This window comes from Lactobacillus sp. ESL0246 (genome assembly GCF_003692965.1).
GTDB lineage: Bacteria > Bacillota > Bacilli > Lactobacillales > Lactobacillaceae > Lactobacillus.
Window position 1 is genome coordinate 114,267 of record NZ_REHC01000008.1, and the last position, 18,033, is coordinate 132,299.

General features: G+C 30.6%; 24 protein-coding genes, 1 tRNA gene and 2 pseudogenes. 11 read left to right on the forward strand and 16 right to left on the reverse strand.

The window, feature by feature from the left end:
- Positions 1 to 11: 11 nt before the first annotated feature.
- Positions 12 to 350 carry a DUF771 domain-containing protein gene (locus F5ESL0246_RS04595; RefSeq protein WP_233551597.1) on the reverse strand — a complete coding sequence of 113 codons (339 nt, stop codon included), beginning with the start codon at positions 348 to 350 and terminating at the stop codon, positions 12 to 14.
- A 21-nt stretch (positions 351 to 371) separates the two neighbouring features.
- Positions 372 to 569, reverse strand: a complete 198-nt coding sequence (locus F5ESL0246_RS04600; protein ID WP_122018349.1) for a helix-turn-helix transcriptional regulator — start codon at positions 567 to 569, stop codon at positions 372 to 374.
- Positions 570 to 657: 88 nt separating this feature from the next.
- Here F5ESL0246_RS04600 and F5ESL0246_RS04605 point away from each other — a divergent pair, with 88 nt between their 5' ends.
- Complete coding sequence (locus F5ESL0246_RS04605; RefSeq protein ID WP_122018350.1) at positions 658 to 987, forward strand: hypothetical protein; 330 nt, start codon at positions 658 to 660, stop codon at positions 985 to 987.
- On the opposite strand, the gene F5ESL0246_RS08235 is transcribed toward F5ESL0246_RS04605, so the two are convergent.
- Genes F5ESL0246_RS08235 through F5ESL0246_RS04620 form a run of 4 tightly spaced genes read right to left on the reverse strand, consistent with a single transcriptional unit; the run spans position 951 to position 2,480 of the window.
- A complete protein-coding gene (locus F5ESL0246_RS08235; RefSeq protein WP_158592796.1) occupies positions 951 to 1,127 on the reverse strand; it encodes a hypothetical protein in 177 nt (58 codons plus the stop codon). The two genes, F5ESL0246_RS04605 and F5ESL0246_RS08235, sit on opposite strands and share 37 nt — an antisense overlap.
- A gap of 50 nt (positions 1,128 to 1,177) precedes the next feature.
- On the reverse strand, positions 1,178 to 1,414 hold the full coding sequence (locus F5ESL0246_RS04610) for a hypothetical protein (RefSeq protein WP_122018351.1): 237 nt from the start codon (positions 1,412 to 1,414) through the stop codon (positions 1,178 to 1,180).
- A gap of 60 nt (positions 1,415 to 1,474) precedes the next feature.
- The gene (locus F5ESL0246_RS04615; protein ID WP_122018352.1) at positions 1,475 to 2,221 is read right to left on the reverse strand and encodes a phage regulatory protein/antirepressor Ant; all 747 of its coding nucleotides are present in this window, start codon (positions 2,219 to 2,221) and stop codon (positions 1,475 to 1,477) included.
- Positions 2,178 to 2,480, reverse strand: a complete 303-nt coding sequence (locus tag F5ESL0246_RS04620) for a helix-turn-helix domain-containing protein (RefSeq protein WP_122018353.1) — start codon at positions 2,478 to 2,480, stop codon at positions 2,178 to 2,180. The genes F5ESL0246_RS04615 and F5ESL0246_RS04620 overlap by 44 nt, the downstream gene beginning before the upstream one ends.
- 145 nt (positions 2,481 to 2,625) lie before the next feature.
- On the opposite strand from F5ESL0246_RS04620, the gene F5ESL0246_RS04625 reads away from it, so the two are divergent.
- The 3 genes from F5ESL0246_RS04625 to F5ESL0246_RS04635 all read left to right on the forward strand — a co-directional run bounded on the left by F5ESL0246_RS04625 (position 2,626) and on the right by F5ESL0246_RS04635 (position 4,931).
- Positions 2,626 to 3,276: a LexA family transcriptional regulator gene (locus F5ESL0246_RS04625; protein ID WP_122018354.1), complete on the forward strand. Its 651-nt coding sequence runs from the start codon at positions 2,626 to 2,628 to the stop codon at positions 3,274 to 3,276.
- Between the two features lie 35 nt (positions 3,277 to 3,311).
- Positions 3,312 to 3,944, forward strand: coding sequence for a helix-turn-helix domain-containing protein (locus F5ESL0246_RS04630; protein ID WP_122018355.1), 633 nt, complete (start codon positions 3,312 to 3,314; stop codon positions 3,942 to 3,944).
- A gap of 123 nt (positions 3,945 to 4,067) precedes the next feature.
- A complete protein-coding gene (locus tag F5ESL0246_RS04635) occupies positions 4,068 to 4,931 on the forward strand; it encodes a minor capsid protein (RefSeq protein WP_122018356.1) in 864 nt (287 codons plus the stop codon).
- Between the two features lie 50 nt (positions 4,932 to 4,981).
- Here the strand turns inward: F5ESL0246_RS04635 and F5ESL0246_RS08240 are convergent.
- A pseudogene (locus F5ESL0246_RS08240) lies at positions 4,982 to 5,398 on the reverse strand (DUF5067 domain-containing protein); the annotation flags it as partial.
- Complete coding sequence (locus tag F5ESL0246_RS04645; RefSeq protein WP_122018358.1) at positions 5,383 to 5,565, reverse strand: hypothetical protein; 183 nt, start codon at positions 5,563 to 5,565, stop codon at positions 5,383 to 5,385. The gene F5ESL0246_RS04645 and the pseudogene F5ESL0246_RS08240, both read right to left, overlap by 16 nt.
- A 142-nt stretch (positions 5,566 to 5,707) precedes the next feature.
- Between F5ESL0246_RS04645 and F5ESL0246_RS08525 the strand changes: the two genes are divergently transcribed.
- From F5ESL0246_RS08525 to F5ESL0246_RS04670, 5 genes are all read left to right on the forward strand, one after another.
- Positions 5,708 to 5,896, forward strand: a complete 189-nt coding sequence (locus F5ESL0246_RS08525; protein WP_370448555.1) for an SHOCT domain-containing protein — start codon at positions 5,708 to 5,710, stop codon at positions 5,894 to 5,896.
- A gap of 123 nt (positions 5,897 to 6,019) precedes the next feature.
- Positions 6,020 to 7,072, forward strand: a complete 1,053-nt coding sequence (locus F5ESL0246_RS04655) for a DNA cytosine methyltransferase (RefSeq protein WP_122018359.1) — start codon at positions 6,020 to 6,022, stop codon at positions 7,070 to 7,072.
- Positions 7,065 to 8,096 carry a DUF262 domain-containing protein gene (locus tag F5ESL0246_RS04660; protein ID WP_122018360.1) on the forward strand — a complete coding sequence of 344 codons (1,032 nt, stop codon included), beginning with the start codon at positions 7,065 to 7,067 and terminating at the stop codon, positions 8,094 to 8,096. The genes F5ESL0246_RS04655 and F5ESL0246_RS04660 overlap by 8 nt, the downstream gene beginning before the upstream one ends.
- Before the next feature lies 1 nt (position 8,097).
- Positions 8,098 to 8,781, forward strand: a complete 684-nt coding sequence (locus tag F5ESL0246_RS04665) for an MAE_28990/MAE_18760 family HEPN-like nuclease (RefSeq protein WP_122018361.1) — start codon at positions 8,098 to 8,100, stop codon at positions 8,779 to 8,781.
- A gap of 142 nt (positions 8,782 to 8,923) precedes the next feature.
- On the forward strand, positions 8,924 to 10,009 hold the full coding sequence (locus F5ESL0246_RS04670) for a tyrosine-type recombinase/integrase (protein ID WP_122018362.1): 1,086 nt from the start codon (positions 8,924 to 8,926) through the stop codon (positions 10,007 to 10,009).
- Positions 10,010 to 10,119: 110 nt separating this feature from the next.
- On the opposite strand, the gene F5ESL0246_RS04675 is transcribed toward F5ESL0246_RS04670, so the two are convergent.
- From F5ESL0246_RS04675 to F5ESL0246_RS04700, 6 genes and pseudogenes are all read right to left on the reverse strand, one after another.
- A tRNA-Ser gene (locus F5ESL0246_RS04675) sits at positions 10,120 to 10,208 on the reverse strand.
- Between the two features lie 93 nt (positions 10,209 to 10,301).
- A complete protein-coding gene (locus F5ESL0246_RS04680) occupies positions 10,302 to 11,510 on the reverse strand; it encodes an ABC transporter permease (RefSeq protein WP_122018363.1) in 1,209 nt (402 codons plus the stop codon).
- The gene (locus tag F5ESL0246_RS04685) at positions 11,503 to 12,399 is read right to left on the reverse strand and encodes an ABC transporter ATP-binding protein (RefSeq protein WP_122018364.1); all 897 of its coding nucleotides are present in this window, start codon (positions 12,397 to 12,399) and stop codon (positions 11,503 to 11,505) included. Before F5ESL0246_RS04685 ends, F5ESL0246_RS04680 begins: the two co-directional genes overlap by 8 nt.
- A gap of 14 nt (positions 12,400 to 12,413) precedes the next feature.
- Positions 12,414 to 13,118, reverse strand: coding sequence for an HlyD family efflux transporter periplasmic adaptor subunit (locus tag F5ESL0246_RS04690; protein ID WP_122018365.1), 705 nt, complete (start codon positions 13,116 to 13,118; stop codon positions 12,414 to 12,416).
- Positions 13,111 to 13,605 (reverse strand): annotated as a pseudogene (locus F5ESL0246_RS04695) (ATP-binding cassette domain-containing protein); the annotation flags it as partial. The gene F5ESL0246_RS04690 and the pseudogene F5ESL0246_RS04695, both read right to left, overlap by 8 nt.
- Positions 13,606 to 13,986: 381 nt before the next feature.
- Complete coding sequence (locus F5ESL0246_RS04700; protein WP_122018367.1) at positions 13,987 to 14,478, reverse strand: hypothetical protein; 492 nt, start codon at positions 14,476 to 14,478, stop codon at positions 13,987 to 13,989.
- A gap of 281 nt (positions 14,479 to 14,759) precedes the next feature.
- Between F5ESL0246_RS04700 and F5ESL0246_RS04705 the strand changes: the two genes are divergently transcribed.
- Positions 14,760 to 15,392: a helix-turn-helix transcriptional regulator gene (locus tag F5ESL0246_RS04705; protein ID WP_122018368.1), complete on the forward strand. Its 633-nt coding sequence runs from the start codon at positions 14,760 to 14,762 to the stop codon at positions 15,390 to 15,392.
- 802 nt (positions 15,393 to 16,194) lie between these two features.
- Positions 16,195 to 16,749, forward strand: a complete 555-nt coding sequence (locus F5ESL0246_RS04710) for a phosphatase PAP2 family protein (RefSeq protein WP_122018567.1) — start codon at positions 16,195 to 16,197, stop codon at positions 16,747 to 16,749.
- 12 nt (positions 16,750 to 16,761) lie between these two features.
- On the opposite strand, the gene F5ESL0246_RS08245 is transcribed toward F5ESL0246_RS04710, so the two are convergent.
- Positions 16,762 to 16,938, reverse strand: coding sequence for a hypothetical protein (locus F5ESL0246_RS08245; protein ID WP_158592797.1), 177 nt, complete (start codon positions 16,936 to 16,938; stop codon positions 16,762 to 16,764).
- A 50-nt stretch (positions 16,939 to 16,988) separates the two neighbouring features.
- Positions 16,989 to 17,816 (reverse strand): DegV family protein, encoded by an 828-nt coding sequence (locus tag F5ESL0246_RS04715; protein ID WP_122018369.1) that lies wholly within the window; start codon positions 17,814 to 17,816, stop codon positions 16,989 to 16,991.
- Positions 17,817 to 18,033 lie beyond the last annotated feature (217 nt).

An 18,033-nucleotide genomic window follows, 5' to 3' on the forward strand; every position in this document is an offset into this window, starting at 1 on the left:
TATCCTTTCAATCATGGTAGTTTTGCGTCCCAATCTATTTCTGTATCATGTTCATCCATCCACTTTGCTGCCCTTCTTTGAAAAATAATTGTTGTTTTTCCGTTTTTAGTTCGCCGTGGATGTACTACCCACCCGCCGTTCTTAACATCAACTTCTGGATATTCGTCGAAAATGAATGTCCGTATCCACTCAGGCGCTCTATTTCCACAATAAGTTTCACTGAATTCTTTCATCTTGATTGTTTTGCCTTCCAGCGACTCTGCTGGAACATAACCACGTTCTTGCATGATTTGATCAACCAGTTCAATCAGAGACCCCACTTGTATTTGTAGATTTACTAGATCAGTCAATTGATTTCACCTCGTTTTCCATTAGTTTTCTTCCTCTCTTAGTTCGTCTAAGCTGATTTCTAAAGCATCAGCAATCTTACATGCATTGGTAAAAGATGGTTCATTCCCGTAGAACTTGTATTTGTCTAAAGTAGTAATAGGTATTCCAGACTTTTCTGACAATACTCTTTGAGACCAATGCTTCATATCTAAAAATTTTTGTACATTCGACCACTTCATTTTGTATTCGCCTTCTATCTTTATACAACATATGGTATAATTTGATTGAATTACCAGTTACAATCTTAAAAATCAGGGGAGGTAACAAATGACTGATGATTTTGGTAAATCTTTAGAAAAATTATCCAATCAGTTTGAGAGGGCACAATCTGAACTAAGTAAAATGAATGGTACCCACTCTTATAATTTAAATGAAATTTTTTCTCCATCATTTATGACGACCCACACTCGTTACAATTCCTTTAATTCATTCCTAGAAGATTGCGGTATAACAAATCAAAGTGAATTTGATGCATACCCAGATGATAAATTTGATGAAAAGGTTAAAGAAAAGACATCTTTTCCCAGTTACGAAGATATGTTTAATGCTGCTTTTAAAGTCTATCTTTCAAAACGGACTGGTATCGACTTTAGTTGATGATTAAGTTTATCAAGTTCTTTAATGGCTTCATTAGCTTTGATTTCAACTAAAGCTTTATTTTTATATTTCTTATCTTTTATGACTTTAAATTCAATCTCTATTTTGTTTAAACCGATTTGAGCTACTAACTTTTTCATTTTGTCTCGTTTTCCTAACGTCGATAGTGTATTAGACTACGCAAATAAAATTAAAAATTTGATTTTTCCGTAGTCGTATCTCCCATTACGTACCAATCGTTAGCAGTTATATAATCTAAAGTTGGCATCCAACATGGTTCAGCTATAGCTTTATCCAATTTTGATAAAACTATGATTCCAGCTAACGAATTAGTACAAATGAGTACTGTGGGTCTTGGTCCGTCGCTTTTTCTTGCAATACCTAGACCCATTTTTTGTGCTTTCAAAGCGGCATCACGAATGTTCATTTATTCTTCTACTCCATTCCTAAAATCCGATAAATTTTTTATTGCTGTCTTTTTCCATCATTACACCTCCAGTAAATCCATTTGTTCTAGTACAGGATGAATATTATCTTCAGCAAGTAAGTCATAGATGAACTTCTTTCCTTTCTGTGTCCATTTCAAATTGTTGTGGACACCTTGGTCTTTCTTGCCATCTTTTGCATAAGAATATGGTTCATACTGTGTATAGCCTTTTGCATCATATTTTCGATATAGCACCCATACTTTCCCTTGCTTATAAATAACATGACGATTATGAAGTTCAATGTTCAACTTCTTAGCAGTCCAGCCATAGTCCTTTGCTATTTCAGTAGTTGTCATTAAGCCTGGATTGTGCATCTGACTGTCGTAATAGTCTGCTTTAGGCTTAATTTTTAAATAGGCTTTCTTTTCCTCAACCCACTTCTGCGCCCTTTTGACTGGGTCTTCAATCATGTAGCTGTCGAGATGCCCAGCTTTAATTGCTTTTATTTCGTTCTCCATTTGATTAAAAGCATTGATATACTTGAGCTTAAAATTGAGAGCCTTCTTTCCTGTAAATCCCATAGCCAATAATGTAAAACCGTCTCGTGTCATAAAATATGCTCGGCGTTTTCTACCATAACTATCAGGCTCGTTACCTTCTTCAAATATCTGCGCAAAATCACGCACATCTTTTTTAAAACCATCGATTATTCTAAGAACGTCTCTATGGTTCTTTCCAAACGTTTTTGCAACTTGTAAGCTGCTAGTCACAGCTTGTTGATTTTGCATAATTACTAATTCCTGCATGTTGTTTTCTTCTTTCCTTAACTATATCTACTTTTTGTTCTCTTTTGTCTACACTTTTTGTAAAAAAAATCGAAATTTTATTTTCTGGATATCCCAGTACAGTAAGCATTCGTGTAAATTCTTCCACTCCAATATCTGATTTTCCATTTTCTTTTTTCCAATAACTTGTTCTGCTTATACCGCTACGTTTTGCCATTTCAGCCTGAGTTAACCCTTTAGCAACTCGTTCAGCTCTCAGACGCTTAAAATTAAAAATCACTTTTCCACCTCCTGTTCACTTTAGAGAACAAATATATAATAATTCCTTTGTTTCTTTTTGTCAACAAAAATATCAAAAAAATAATTTTGTTGTTTATTTTAATGAACATCAGTAATATAATATTATTTAAAAGTAAGGAGAAAAAATGAAAACAAGTAGACAAATAATTGACGAACTTAATGAATTAAGAAAAGAGCAAGGTATGTCAATTACGGAACTAGCGAAACATGTAGGGATGGCTAAGTCGGGTGTGTCAAAATATTTTAATCATACAAGAGAATTTCCAATTAACAGAACCCCAGAATTTGCTAAAGCTTTACATACTACGGTTGAAAAAGTTTTAGGAGTTGACAATAGTCAATCCGATTTAGATCCCAAATTTCCTTCTAATGCAATAGATTTATCAAATTTGCATCATGTACGCATCCCTATTGTTGGTGACATAGCTTGTGGTACCCCTATTACTGCTGAACAAAACGTTGAAGGTTATCATGATGTTTACTTAAAACACGTGCCAGCTGGTAAATTGTTTGCATTACGCTGTAAAGGCGACTCTATGGAGCCTAGAATTCCAAATGGAGCATATGTTACTATTCTTCAACAGCCAACGATTGAAACAAACGAAGTTGCAGCAGTTTTAATTAATGGTGAAGCGACGCTTAAACAATTTAAGCAAATGGATTCAAAACACGCTATCCTCTACCCCTTTAATACTAAATATGAACCCATTTTTTTAGATGGTAATGATGATGTAAAAATACTAGGAAAAGCTATTCATTACGATGGCGAACTATAGAATTTAACTGAGATATAAAATAGGTTTAATAAATAATGGCAAATTTAGGTTCTAAATTAAAAGCGTACAGGAACAGTAAAAAATTAACTTTAGAGCAGTTAGCACAAGCATTAAATTCTAAATATTCAAATGCAAAAATATCAAAAGGTAGGCTCTCACGTTGGGAAAACGATAAGGAAGAACCCAAACTTTCTTCTTTAAAATTATTAGCTGATTATTTTGATGTTTCTTTAGATAACTTAATAGGATTGAATGAGGAAACAGTTTCAAATACAACTCCAGAATATTTATTGAAAGATAAATCTCCTTCTAACAAGGATGGCATATCCTGGCAAGACATAGATTTACCATATCTTGGAGAAGTTCCGGATGAATTAAAAAGATATTTTCATGCAATTTCAAAGGTGTATGTAAACTATCATCCTGAAATTATCCAATCTAAAAAAATTAAAGATGAAATAAAAATATCAAAGTACATTGGTCTACAAATAAAAAAATTGCGTAAGTCATTAGATATGGATCAGCAAACCTTTGCAGACAAAATTGGCACTTTACGCATAAATGTTTCCAGATATGAAAATGGATTAAGAAATGTTAATTCGGAAATGCTTTTTAAAATAGCTAAGGAATTTAATATTGATATTAATTATTTCTTTCCTAAAATATAAAATCATTAAGCTGTCCATTGATATTAAGGAGAAAGTTTTAGGAAAAATATAATGGCTAAAAATATTAATAACAATGATTTTGTTATGCACTATACTTAATGGAATAGGATATGAAATATACTTATGAAACTTAAAAAAATTATACATAGTTTAATGTTGAAAAAAGCTCAGCAATCTAAACATAAAAAGTATATGCTTACAAAATCTTCTCAGATTATAGCTGCTAAACAAAAAAAGAAAAACTATATTACTAAGCTTGAAGACAAATACCGAGAAAATAACTATAATAATATTCCTTATATTAAAGATGAAGAATCAGCTGAATATGTTTTAAATAATTGGAATACTTCCGCCCCCGTACCACGTGCTTACATGAAAAATCAGATTTTTAAGGGCATAAAGCTTGTTACGGGCGAAATAGTTTTATTATGGTGGTTAACATCTCGAAAAAATACTAATAGTATTCCGCTTTACTTTTATAGAGAATATGGAATTAATGCTAATGAAAGTATTAAAAAACTGCAACGCTACGGATTATTATCTACTGAAAAAAGACTAACTTTAGATGGAAAACAACTTCTAAAAAACAAACAAAAAATTATTCATAACCATAAAACCGATAAAACTTGGGCAGGAATTGGCCCGATTAAGTATCATTATAACAAAGTCAAAGAAGCCGAAGAGTTAGAAAATGCAACCTATCAAGAATATTTAGATAGTGGCATAAAGCAATATTCTTTTCTAGCTACACTTGATACAAAAACTTGCTCTATATGTGGTAACTTAGACGGAAAAATATTCGACATTAAAGAAACAAAGACAGGTATCAACTATCCTTTAATACATCCTGGTTGTAGATGTACGACAACGCCGTATATTGAAAGATTACCTGAAAGCTCTGAAAGATGGGCACGAAATCCGAAAACGGGAAAGGGAGAATATATCGATAATATTAGTTTTAACGAATGGAAAAGTAAATATATTTAGAAAGATAAAAACTGCTGTACTTCTATAGCACAGCAGTTATTCTGCTAAATTTAATTTACTCCAAGCTTGTTACTTTGAGCTGTAAACTTTCCAAGTTTGAATGTCTTTTGACCAATTTTTGGTCCATCAACACCTTTAGTAGCTTTCAAAGTAACGGGAATCTTATTACTATCAAGGTTATAGGCAATAGCACCTTCAAGTTTTCCACCCTTTTTTATAGACTTATTTTGATTATTCAAGATTTTACCAGCATAATTCAAAGGTGTTGAGCCAACTACTAGTTTGCCATCTGTATTTTTATTATCTTGATATGCATTGAATACGGCTAACCATGCATTAGTAATATCAATCTTTTTATTACTCTTATTTTTTACAATATATTCAAAAACGATTTGCTTTTTACTTTTAGGAGTTAATCCTTTAAAAAACTTAACTTTTGTAATAGTTATATCTAAATCACGGATACTTGCCTTTTTGCCATCAAAATAATACTTTGGCTTAGGTTTAACTGTGGATGTTTTAGATTGATTATTACTCTTGTTAGATTATTACTCTTGTTAGTAGAGGAACTAGAGCATCCCGCTAATGACAAACTTGCAACCACAGCAGAAATAATTGTAATAATTTTCTTCATAGTATACTCCTTCACAAAATTATTATTTCATATATATAATTATTATATTTGATTGAAAATATAAAGAAAAGAGTAATTTTGTCCACAACACCAGTGACGTTAAACCTATGGCAATACTTTGGAGAAAGAATAATGAGTAACGTTGACAATCGGATTGAAAAAGCTAAGCAAAAAATTTAAAAATCAAAGCAACCAGTCTTCGACTCAAGAAGCTTCTAATTCATCAATGAACGAGATTGAAGAATTAAAACAATTAAAAGAGCTATTAGATACCGGTATTCTTACTGAGGAAGAATTCGCTGCTAAGAAAAAACAAATTCTTAACTTATAATCGACAGACAACACAAAAAATCCACTAATAGCTCGTCTGGAAAACTTACTATTAATTGATAAATAAGCAAAATTACGGGTTTTATAGTTTTCTGGCATAAAATATATTGAGAGGTGAAATAAAATGAAAATTAATGCAATAGACCTATTCTGTGGAGTTGGTGGTCTAACACTTGGTTTACAAAAAGCAGGTATAAACGTAGTAGCAGGTATAGATATAGAAAAAAGTTGTGAATATGCCTATACCCAAAATAATAATTCTAAATTTTACAATGCTGATATTAAAGAAATATCTCCCAGTTTTATAGAATCACTATATCCTAATGATACCGATATAAAAGTATTAGCAGGATGTGCACCTTGTCAGCCTTTTTCATCCTATAGTTATAGATATAAGGGAAAAGATGTACTACAAAATAAAATGGACTTATTGGGATATTTTGGAAATATTGTTAAATTTATTAAGCCCGACATTGTAACTATGGAAAACGTTCCCCAAATGGCCAAAGAAAAAATATTCTTAGAATTTTTATCTACACTACAAGAATGCGGCTATAAAATTAATTGGAAAATTGTTTATGCACCAGATTATGGCGTACCCCAAAAAAGAAAGCGTTTAGTTCTTTTAGCCTGTAAAGCATTCGAGATAAAGTTAATCTCACCCCTATACAACAAAACAAATTATCCAACGGTCAGAGATGCAATAGATTACCTCCCTCCGATCAAAGCTGGCGAAACATCAAAGAATGATCCCCTACATACTGCTGCCAAATTGAATAGCATTAATATGGAAAGAATCAAGCAATCAAAGCCAGGGGGAACTTGGATGGATTGGGATCCTAAATTATTACCTAAAGCATATAAAAAGAAATCAGGTCAAACATATAAAAGTGTATACGGAAGAATGAAATGGGACGAACCGGGACCTACTATTACTACACAATATTTTGGATATGGCAATGGTCGCTTTGGTCATCCAGAGCAAGACCGAGCTCTTTCTTTGAGAGAAGGAGCCTTATTACAGACTTTTCCAAAAGATTATGTTTTTTTTCCAAAAAACGAAAGTAAAAAAAACACTAAAAGAAAAATTGCCTTGCAAATAGGTAATGCTGTACCAGTTGAATTAGCTAAAAGCATCGGTAAATCCATTATAGAAAGCGTTTACAATAATGAGTAAAAACAAAATAAAACAGATACAGAAGCAATTTACAGCTAAAAACAAAACCATAGAATATAACATACGTGATTTTCCAATAAAATATATTATGGAAGAATTTAAAGAGAATGTTATAAACATTCCGGATTATCAAAGAAAATTTATTTGGACCAAGGATAGCCAATCTAATTTAGTAGAATCAATTTTACTTGGACTACCTATACCTATGATGTTTTTTTCGATACTTTCTAGCACAGGACAAATGGAAGTAGTTGACGGTGCCCAAAGGTTGAATACATTAAACGACTTTACAAATAATGATTTAACATTGCAAAGTTTAGAAGTTCTTAATGAGTTCAATGGTTTAAAATATGAGGACTTGCCAATTAATATAAAAAGAGAATTTGATAATACTTCTCTACGAATTGTTATTCTTAGTAAAGAAACTTCTCCTGAAAGTAGAAAAGAACTATTCAAAAGAATTAATACTCAGGGAGTAAAAGCAAATCCTATGGAAGTGCGACTTTCCACATATGAAGGACCATTTATCTCATTTGTAAAAAAATTAGCCGAAGATGAAACTTTTCAAAAAGTTGTGCCTTTTAACGATAAATTGCTTAAAAGAAAAACTAATTATGAATATATAATAAGATTTTTTGCTTATTGTGATAGTGATTTTGTAAATAACTATTATGATGGAAAGGTAAAAGAATTTATTGATAAATTTACGAAAAAGAACGAAAAAGAGTTTCCAAAAAAAGAAATGAGCAATGCATTTCAACGTACATTTGAATTTGCCAGTAATAATCTTCCATATGGCTTTAGAAAAAGTAAAAATTCAAACACAGTTCCTTCTGCCCGATTTGAAGCTTTAGCTGTAGGAATAAATTTAGCTTTACAGAAAGAAAAAAATTTAAGTGTCAAAAACATGAATTGGATAAACGGAAAAGAATTTAAAGATATAACTTCTTCTGATTCTGCAAATAATAAAGCTAATTTACTTAGAAGAATAAATTTTGTAAAAGAAAAACTGTTAAAAAAATAATATGGAAAAAGAATTTCAAAAGCGAATTAACGAAATTAATTTAGTTTTATGCAAAATAAAAGAGTTAACCAAAAAACAGACTTTAAATAGCTCTGATACTTATCTTAACATCTTAAAATCTCTGATTATCATAATGTTGTATAACTTAAGCGAATCAACAGTTCGTATTGCTTTTCAAGCAATTATAGATACTATAGTAAATGAAAAAATAAATTATAATATCGTAACTGATCCGTTTAAGAATTTATGGATTGATATTAAAACAAACGGCCTATTTGACCCGAACGCAAGTTACACAACATATAAAAAAAAAGTAACTTGCATAGTTGATTCTATATTAAAAAATGATAATTACTTAGATTTTGATTCTAAATTTGAATCATGGGAGAGCGTATATTTGCCCGGTGGTAATATTAACAAAGAGCAAATCTTTAAGTTATGTAGAAAATATAATATAGATTTTAAAGAAAAAGATGATAACAGTTTCATCCATTATGCAATGGATGAACAAAAAATCGTAAGAAACCATTTATCACATGGCAATACATCTTTTGAAACCGAGGGAGAAAAACTTTCAATACAAAGTATAGAAAGTTCAATAAAGATAACAGTTTCTTTTTTAACTGATTTTATGGATAGTATAAAGATTTTTATTAAAAAAGGAGATTACAAACAGAAAGAATAATACCTTAAACAACAAAAAATTTAAAACAAAAAAGCCCTTAAGAACTCGTCTGGAAAACTATTCTTAAAGGCTTCACATTGTAGACAATTAGCCAAAGCTTTTTGTCTACCCTATTTTAGCAAATTTTAAAAGGAAAATAAATATGGCATATTTCAAAAAACGCGGCAACAGTTGGCAGGCACAAGTGTCGTGGTATGACACAGACAATACTAGGAAGTATAAAACCAAAAGTGGCTTTGCTACTAAGACTCAAGCTAAAAAGTGGGCTAATGAATTCGAAGTTGCTAAAGATAAAAATCAAATAACAAATTATGACCCTATTTTTATTGAATACTTTTTAGATTGGGCCAAAACTTATCGCATCCCTGGCAAAACAACCACTTCTGTTGATAGATATTACCAAATTTACAAGCACCTAAAAGAATATTTTAAAAATCAAAAACTAAGTAAAATTAGTCGATCTCAATATCAAAAATTTATTAACGAATATGGTAGCAAACACGCTAAAATAACAGTACAAAAAAATCATAGTACAATTAGCGCTTGCGTAAATGACGCAATTGCTGATAAGATTATTACTACTAATTTTACTAAACGTATTAATTTAATTTGGGATAAAGACAAAACTAGAACAGTTGATTATTTAACTAACAAAGAAGTTGTTGCATTACTTGCAAATTTAGAAAATAAAATTAATCCACGTTTTACTAGTCGTTACATGATAATAACTGCGCTTTATACTGGAATGCGAATTGGCGAAATCATGGCTCTTGAATGGACAGATATTAATTTCAAGAGAAATACCATTTCAATCACTAAGACTTACGATTATATCAATAACAAGCTTAAAGAACCTAAAACCCCCTCTTCTGTTAGAACGATTAGAGTCAATGATAGTTTGCTAAACTTATTGCAACAGCTTAACACTAATAATCCAAAATTTGTCTTCGCAGACAAAAATGGTAAGCTTCCATCACCCGCTGGCATAAATAAAGTTTTGCGCATCCACTTAAAAGAATGCAATATCAATAGAAGCGGCTTTCATTTTCATAGTCTAAGACACACACATGTGGCTATGCTTCTTTTTAAAGGAATTGACCTATATGCTATTTCTAAACGCTTAGGACACTCAAATATGACCATAACAGCCAAAGCATATGCTTACATGTTAGAAGAATATAAAGCTCAGCAAAATGACAAAATCGAGAACATACTTAATGAGATATAAAAATGACCTATCTATTAATTTAGATAAGTCATTTTTATTACTTTGGCGAACATTTGGCGAACATTTATATTTTAAATGCTGTTATATCAATGCTTTCAAGCACTGTATTAAGGAGAGTACAGGATTTGAACCTGCGCGCCAAGGAATACTTGGTTCGCCGGATTTCGAGTCCGGTGCATTACCACTCTGCCAACTCTCCACAACAATCATAATTATACATGATATTGGCAAAACTGCAAAATTAATTTTACAATTTTGCCAAATTTGTTCTTATAATTGTTATCCATTTTAACTATGACTTCTTTAATTTTTGCCAAAATGGCTTACTATCGTTTTGCAACATTAACCGTTTATATGATTTGCCAACAGAAAATACTAATAAACCAATGCATCCAATTAAAATAAGTAAAGAAAAGGCACTCTCCCAATTATTAGCCGTTTTAGTAATTAAGCGTAAAGGCATGAAAAACGATGAGAATCCAGGAATAAAGGATAAAAAAACTATAATCGGATTCTTTAGTGTACTGATATTGCTTGATATTAATCCAATAAATAAGATAACAAATGAGAAGTAAGTAACTGGCTGTGCAGCTTTTGAAGCATCTTCTGTCCGTTTGACCACTGCTCCACAATATGCCGCCAAAATCATGAATAGAATTATTCCCAATAAAAGATATACTAGTTTAATTCCTAAAAGACTTTGGACAATATCTCGGGCGTAAGCTAATAAATTAGTTTGCGCCATAAAAGGAGCAGCTTGCGGTATATGTTTAATCATTTCTAGCCCAGTAGCTCCAATGATTAAATAAATCAATAATTGAAAAACTACAAGCCCTAAAATGCCAGTAATTTTTCCAGTGAAATATTTAACGGCAGAAATGCTTGAAAAAATAACCTCAATTATCTTTGTCCCTTTATCAGCAGCAATTTCTTGTGCGGTAATATTAGTATAAATACCAACGATAACAAACATAATTCCAAATATAGTCGATAAAAATAGATAAGGATCTTCACCGAGATTAATGGTCATCTTCTGCAAGTGCTCGCTTAATACTGGAGTCAGATGAGTCTGAGATGAGTTTAGTTTAGAATCTTTCTTGCTACGCTCATTTTGAAGTTGTTTCAGGTATTTTACTAATCTCTTTTTAAACTTTGAATCAATTTTCTTAGTACCAAAATAATCGGCTTGAATTTGACCACGTTTAACTTCAATATCAACATAACCGTCAATATCAACATTTTGTAAACTCTTTTTAGCAATTGAAACTGTTTTGATAGTGTCATCAACGTAATCTTCAACATTAGCTTTTACAAAAGGTTTACTTATCTCCGGATTATTGCTGACAACAGCATAAGTGTCACCCATGCTGTTAATAATGAAGTATTCGGTTCCAAATGTAACAGCTAAGAGCAAAAGTGGTACTGAAAATAACATCACGAATGACCATGATTTTACTTGTTTGTAAAATGTGTGCCAAACAACAATAGCAAATTTACGCATTCTTCTCACTCGCTTTCATCCGAAAAATTTCAGCTAAAGTTGGTGCTTGCTGCTGATATTCTTCAATATACTGATCTTTTGTCAAAGCTGCAAAGACTTCTGGACCGCTTTTTTCGTCATCTATTCTTAATAAATAGCGATTATTTTTCCTCTGCTCAACAGTTTGAACATGTGGCAATTTAATTAGTTCTGCTAGCGGTGTAGCTGTTTTGACAAGAATTTCATTTTTAGAAAACGAATTTCGAACTTCTTCAACCGGACCTTTTAAAATTACCTGGCCTTTTCTGAGCATCAAAAGTGAATCGCAAATTTCCTCAACATTCACCATATCATGACTTGAATAAATAATGATAGCTCCATTATTCTTAGCGTCTAGAATTGCCGTTTTTAGTAATTCCGCATTAATTGGATCAAGCCCACTAAATGGTTCGTCTAAGATAATTAATTTTGGTTGATGAATCAAAGTACAGATCAACTGTACTTTCTGCTGATTACCCTTTGATAAAGTCTTTATTTTGTCAGATTTATTTCCATTGACCTCAAAGCGATCTAGCCAAGCATCGATTTTACTTAAAATATCTTGCTTTTTCATCCCTTTGAGTTGAGCATAATAAATAATTTGATTTTGAAGCGTCAACTCTTTCATCAAACTGCGCTCTTCAGGTAAATAACCAATTTGATCAAAATTATCTTCATTTATCTGTTTATTTTCCCAGGAAATCTTACCGTCATAGCTAATAAAGTTCAAAATACTATGAAAAGTTGTAGTTTTACCAGCACCATTTTGACCAATTAGTCCTAAAATTTTACCGGATTCAGCTACAAAACCAATATCATCCAGTGCGACCTTGTCACCAAACTTTTTACTAAGATGTTCAATTTTCAGCATATAAAACCGCCTTTTTAATTTTTTCTAAATAATTGATTTATAAAATAAGATAGAGCGTTTTCTTTTTTTATTAGAATTGCTGCATCACCCTTCATGCCGTAGCGAATTATTTTCGCCTGCTTAGCTGATAATTTGGTTTGAGCCTCAACTAAATAAAAATCATTATTACCTATAGTAATAGACTTTATCCCCACTGTATTAATTTTTCCAAAAATAGATGTTGTTAAAGATTCACTTTGTTTAATATTTAATATCAGTTCCTGTCCTTTTTTTATTAAACTAATGTTGTTACTTGGCACAAAGGCTATGATTTTTACCCTATCGTTTACTCCTAATTTAGGATAAATTTCTATTATTTCGTTTATTTGCTTAGCTTTTTTTAAAAAATCCACATGAACTAGGCCTGATTGCTTGGCCTTCATTTTTACTATTCTGTTTTTAGAATTTCTATACGAAGCTAATACCTGCCCTTGTTTTACCTTTTGACCTTCAAAATAGTATTTTTGTTTAGGTTTTAATTCAGTATTCATTTGAATTGTTTCAATTATACCAATGGGCTCAATCTGACCTTTTAACTTTAACACTGACTCATGTGGTAAAAATGAAAATAAAATCACTAGTATCAGTAATAAAATTATACTTGGTAAAATAATTATTATAGAAAAATTCTTAAAATGCTTGTTATAATAATCACTGCTTTCTAGTTCATATTTATTCATTTAACTCACCTGTTGCATTCAAAAGCCGGTAGTATTCACCCTTTTTGGTTAATAATTTGTAGTGGCTACCTTGTTCAGCTATTCTTCCTTTTTTTAAAACTACAATATTATTAGTTTTCCGTGCAATCGATAAACGGTGAGCAATAAAGATTACAGTTTTACGAAGCTTAAGTAGTTCATTCACCAAATTTGCTTCAGTTAGAGCATCTAAATTACTTGTCGATTCATCAAAAATTAGCACTTGTGCTGGAGAAAGTAGTGCTCTTGCAATAGTCAAACGCTGCTTTTGACCACCTGACAGTCCGGCACTATTTTCATCTAGCTTTGTGTTGTACTGCAATGGCATAGACTCAATATCATTTTTTATTTGTGCAATTCGACATGCTTCACTAATATCTGAATAATTAATATCAGGTCTATTTCCAAGTTGTAAATTTTCAAGAATTGTTCCAGAAAAAATGAATGGCTCTTGCGGAATATAGACAATTAGAATTGAAAAACAAAAAATTACAATCGCCAGTGGCAAGAGATTACCCTTTTTTAAAGCAGAGCTAGGATCTGACCATTCTTTCAGATGATGATAAATATCTTTTAACGCCTCGAAAACTGTTTCTTGTTTTTTCATCCTCTAATTCCTCCTAGTTTGAACTTCTAAGATTATAATATCTTATAATCAAAGTTGGCATTTTTTCAAGCTAAGTTTCTAAGATATGCATTAGAGCTTGATTTATTAAGTCATGTAGAAATTGCTTAATAAATTTTTTGAAAAACGGATTATTATTTGATGCAAAAGAATTTAAGCAAAGACAAACAATTATTAACATTTTTCTCGCGATTTTTGAAACTTATTCGAAAATTCAAAGTAACATTAATTTTCCCAACAGTTTTTCTTTATTAAAAAACAAACTTGAAGTCCATCTCCTATTAAGCTAGCTATTATTGAAAATATTAATACTGACCAAAGATTAAATTTCATTTTAGTATAAGTACAAATTGAAAGCATGATGCTAACAATAATCAAGCTCATTCTTATAGATGTATTAATTAAAATCCATCTTTTCATTGAATCGTTGATATTATTAGCGTTAATTTCTTTAATGATAGCACATTGATAACAAAAGCCAGTCCATATTTCTGCAAATACATCAAAAACAAAAAGTGGGCCCATAACACTTGCAGATTCGTTACCCCCATAATTAAAATTTAAATCTTGCAATACCATGAAAACACAGAACCATAAACGGGAATCGAATTTTAGAAAAGTATTTTTTTTCTCTAATTTATCCATATTTAATCTTTTCCATTTAGAAATATGGTTATGGATATCCATTAAGCTTTCTATAATCCCGTTTTTTTTCATTTTAGTCTCACCTCTTCTATGCACCCAAACAATTTTTTAAAAAAACATTTTCAATAGTATGATATTAAAAGTTATTACTTGATGTACTCTACAGTAAGCCATAAAAATGATTTCTAAAAAAATATCATCTCAACAATTGGTACTGAAAAAATCACAAATAATTAATATAAAATTTATCTTTTATAATTTTTAAATATTATATTGTCTTTTTAAACCAATAATGCTTGAATATCATTATGTATGTACACATGATTTAAATTTTTTAATAGAAAGTCATAAAGATGGAGTTAGGAGACAAAATTAAACATTATCGTATTAAATATGGTCTTACACAAGAACAATTAGCTAAAAAATTACTAGTTTCTCGTAAAACAGTATCAAGCTGGGAAAATGATCGTAGTACACCAAATATTGAAATGCTTTCTAAGCTTTGTAGTATATTTGAAATTTCACTTGATGAGCTAGGTAGTATACAAGATACAAAATTAAAAAAAGACAATAATGTAAAAAAGAAAAATAAGCCGTTAACCGTTATACTATATTTATTATTATGTGCATTTGCCGTAATGACTTATCTGAGATTTTTTGGATTTAAATTGATTATTAAATATACTCCATTTATAGCTTTTATAATCAATATTGTTTATCTTAATTTTTATTCTGAATGGAGTAAATTTTCTAAACCAAAAGCACTTGTCCTTCTTTTATGTTCTATTTTTATTTTTCTTATACTAAATTGCTGTTTATTATTTAAAAACAACTACCTTTTTTCTTCTTATTCGACAGATTATATAAATAATATTTTAGTTACTTTAGCTTCAATTACATATGTTTTGATTACCACATTTATTATTACAACAATAGTTTTTTTTAGTCCTTTTAATATAAAAAAACTCACAAAAAATAATTTCTAGCCTACTTCTCTCTTAGATTAATCAACTTTTTCATTAGACAATCTTTGCTATAAGTCTATAGGTAGCAGTAATATGTTTTTATTAATTTTAAGTAGAACAAAATTATTTTTGATTATAATAAAAACCCTTTAGCTTTAATTTCTTTAGTCTTTGAGACTTCTAAAAAAACCCATGTATTTATGTATGTATTTATTTAATAAATTTGTTTCAGAATGTTTGCCTCCGCGTATTTCAATTAAATCCGCATTTTTTAGCAAATAAAATTGTATTTTTTTGTTGCATTTTTCATAATTAATTCCTCTCTTAAATTAATATTATTTAAAAAAGTTAACTAAATAATCTAAAAAATCGTACTTTCACAAAACTAAACAAAAACAAGTTAGAGTAATTCAGTAAAACTGTTTCTTGTTTTTTCATCCTCTAATTTCTCCTATTTAGACTTTTAAGATTATAATATCTTATAATCAAAGTCGGCATTTTTTCAAGCTAAGTTTCTAAGACATGCATTAGAGCTTGATTTATTAAGTCATGCAGAAATATTTTAATGAAGCAAAAAATATTTTTGCCTAGGAATATTCAATTACATTTGACTAAATTTTTAAAATTAATTGTTTATAATTCTAACTAAACCAATAACAAGTTAATGACAAAAAACATTTATAACTAGCAATTTTCTTAATTTTTACTCAAGAGTGTACTTTAAAGTATATTGAAACCTCGGTAACTGTTAAAATACAGTCAAATAAAGTTAAAGTTTGATAGGTAGGGATTTATCTTGTATTTAAACATCTGGGTTGCAATTATGTCCGCTCTAATACTGGTACTACTTATTTTTAATGTTAGAAACTCACGTCGATTTAATTTGTTTGACCATTGGCTCCATCACAAATTAGTTGGGCAACATGATGGTTTTAGCTGGCAAATAATTACTTTCATCAATGATCCAAAACTCTTAGTAGTTTGGGATATTTTTCTTGCCAGCTTTTTAATCAATGAAGAAAAAAATCTAACTGCTTTTTGGGTTCTTTTTACCCTAGGTTTTACGGATTTAACTGGACTGCTACTTAAGAAATGGATGCACCGGAAACGTCCTATTAAACATTCAAACCTTGAAGACGGCTATAGTTTTCCCAGTGGACATGTTTTAGGAACCACAATAATGGTTCTTATTATATGGAAAATATTTGCAAGTGAACTTGGTAGTGGACTTTTAATTACTTTGACTGTGATTTGGGTTATGGTGGTCATTTCTCGACTTAGTCTTAAAGCCCACTATCCTTCAGACGTTATTGGTGCAACTTCTTTAGCTGTCTTCTGTTTTACCTTATCACAGCAAATTTTTCTTTTGTTTCCCTAAGAATTCAACTAATTAAACTAAAAAAGTACCAAACATTGCTTTTAATTTAAGCGATGTTTGGTACTTTTTTAAAAGATCTTCTTGTTCTTCAAGCTTAGTTGCAATAATAACTTGTGGTGAAATTACTTTTATAGCGTTTTCTGATTTTTTGAAACAAAAATGGCTTTCTTTAAAAGCCAGTCTGTTCATTTTTAATTTTTAGTACCCAGAAACAAAGTGCTTCTGTCAATTTTACTCATTTATCCTTCAAAGCCAATCATCAGGCTTCCCTCTTCTCCATAAAAGGCACATAATCCCATCATTGGTCGAATAACTATATTAGCATCTGGATACAATGCAATTATTTTATCCTTTAATATATTTGCATCTTTTTCATTCTTACAATGATCAATAATTACTCGCCCCCCTTGATATTTCATTTCAGTCATCAGCTTTATAACTTCTCCTAAAGCTCGTTTCATACCCCGAACTTTGGAAATTGGTTCCAGTTTCCCCTCTTCACTTGCTGTGCCTACTAAATCAATTTTTAACATCTTAGCAACCTTAGCCACGGCCATATTAACACGGCCATTTAATGCCAAATTATGTAGCGATTGCAGGATAAACAATAAATGGGTATGCGTTTTATATTTTGCAATTTTTTGTTCCAAATCCAAAAAACGAACTTGACTTTCAGCTAGGTGTTCAATCTTATGTTGAATCATTGCAACCTCTGGACCAGCAGTTCTTGAATCTACAACAATTACGCTACTACCAGGATGATCCTTTTCATAAATCTGTTTTGCTTGATAAGCAGAAGAAAAGCTGCCGCTTAATCCGCTAGTTATTGTTAACATAATTGCCTTTGTACTTCCTTCAAGTGCTTCAAGCCAGTCATTAATGCTAGGGCATGAGGTCTTACCTTCTTCAGTATTTTTGTTCATATCAGAAATAAAGGTTTCCATATCAAGGTTTTCATTATCGATAAAATCTTGACCAGCAATTGTTATTGTTAATGGAACTACCGTTAACTTGTCAGATGCTTGTTCATTAGCACTTGAATCTACTATTAATTTTACTTTTTCCATGTATTGTATATCCTTAAATCAAATAAACCAACTAAACTTTAATTTGTATAGTTAAATAATAATGCAAAATGCTAGAAAAAGCGACAAAATGTTTTTGGAAATTTTTAATATTAGAAATCGTTTACAAATGTTTACATAATCACAAACTTAGTCTAAAATTTATTTTGTAGAGATGGAGCTGTTGCTCCAATAATGTATGTGCGGTTGCACAACATTT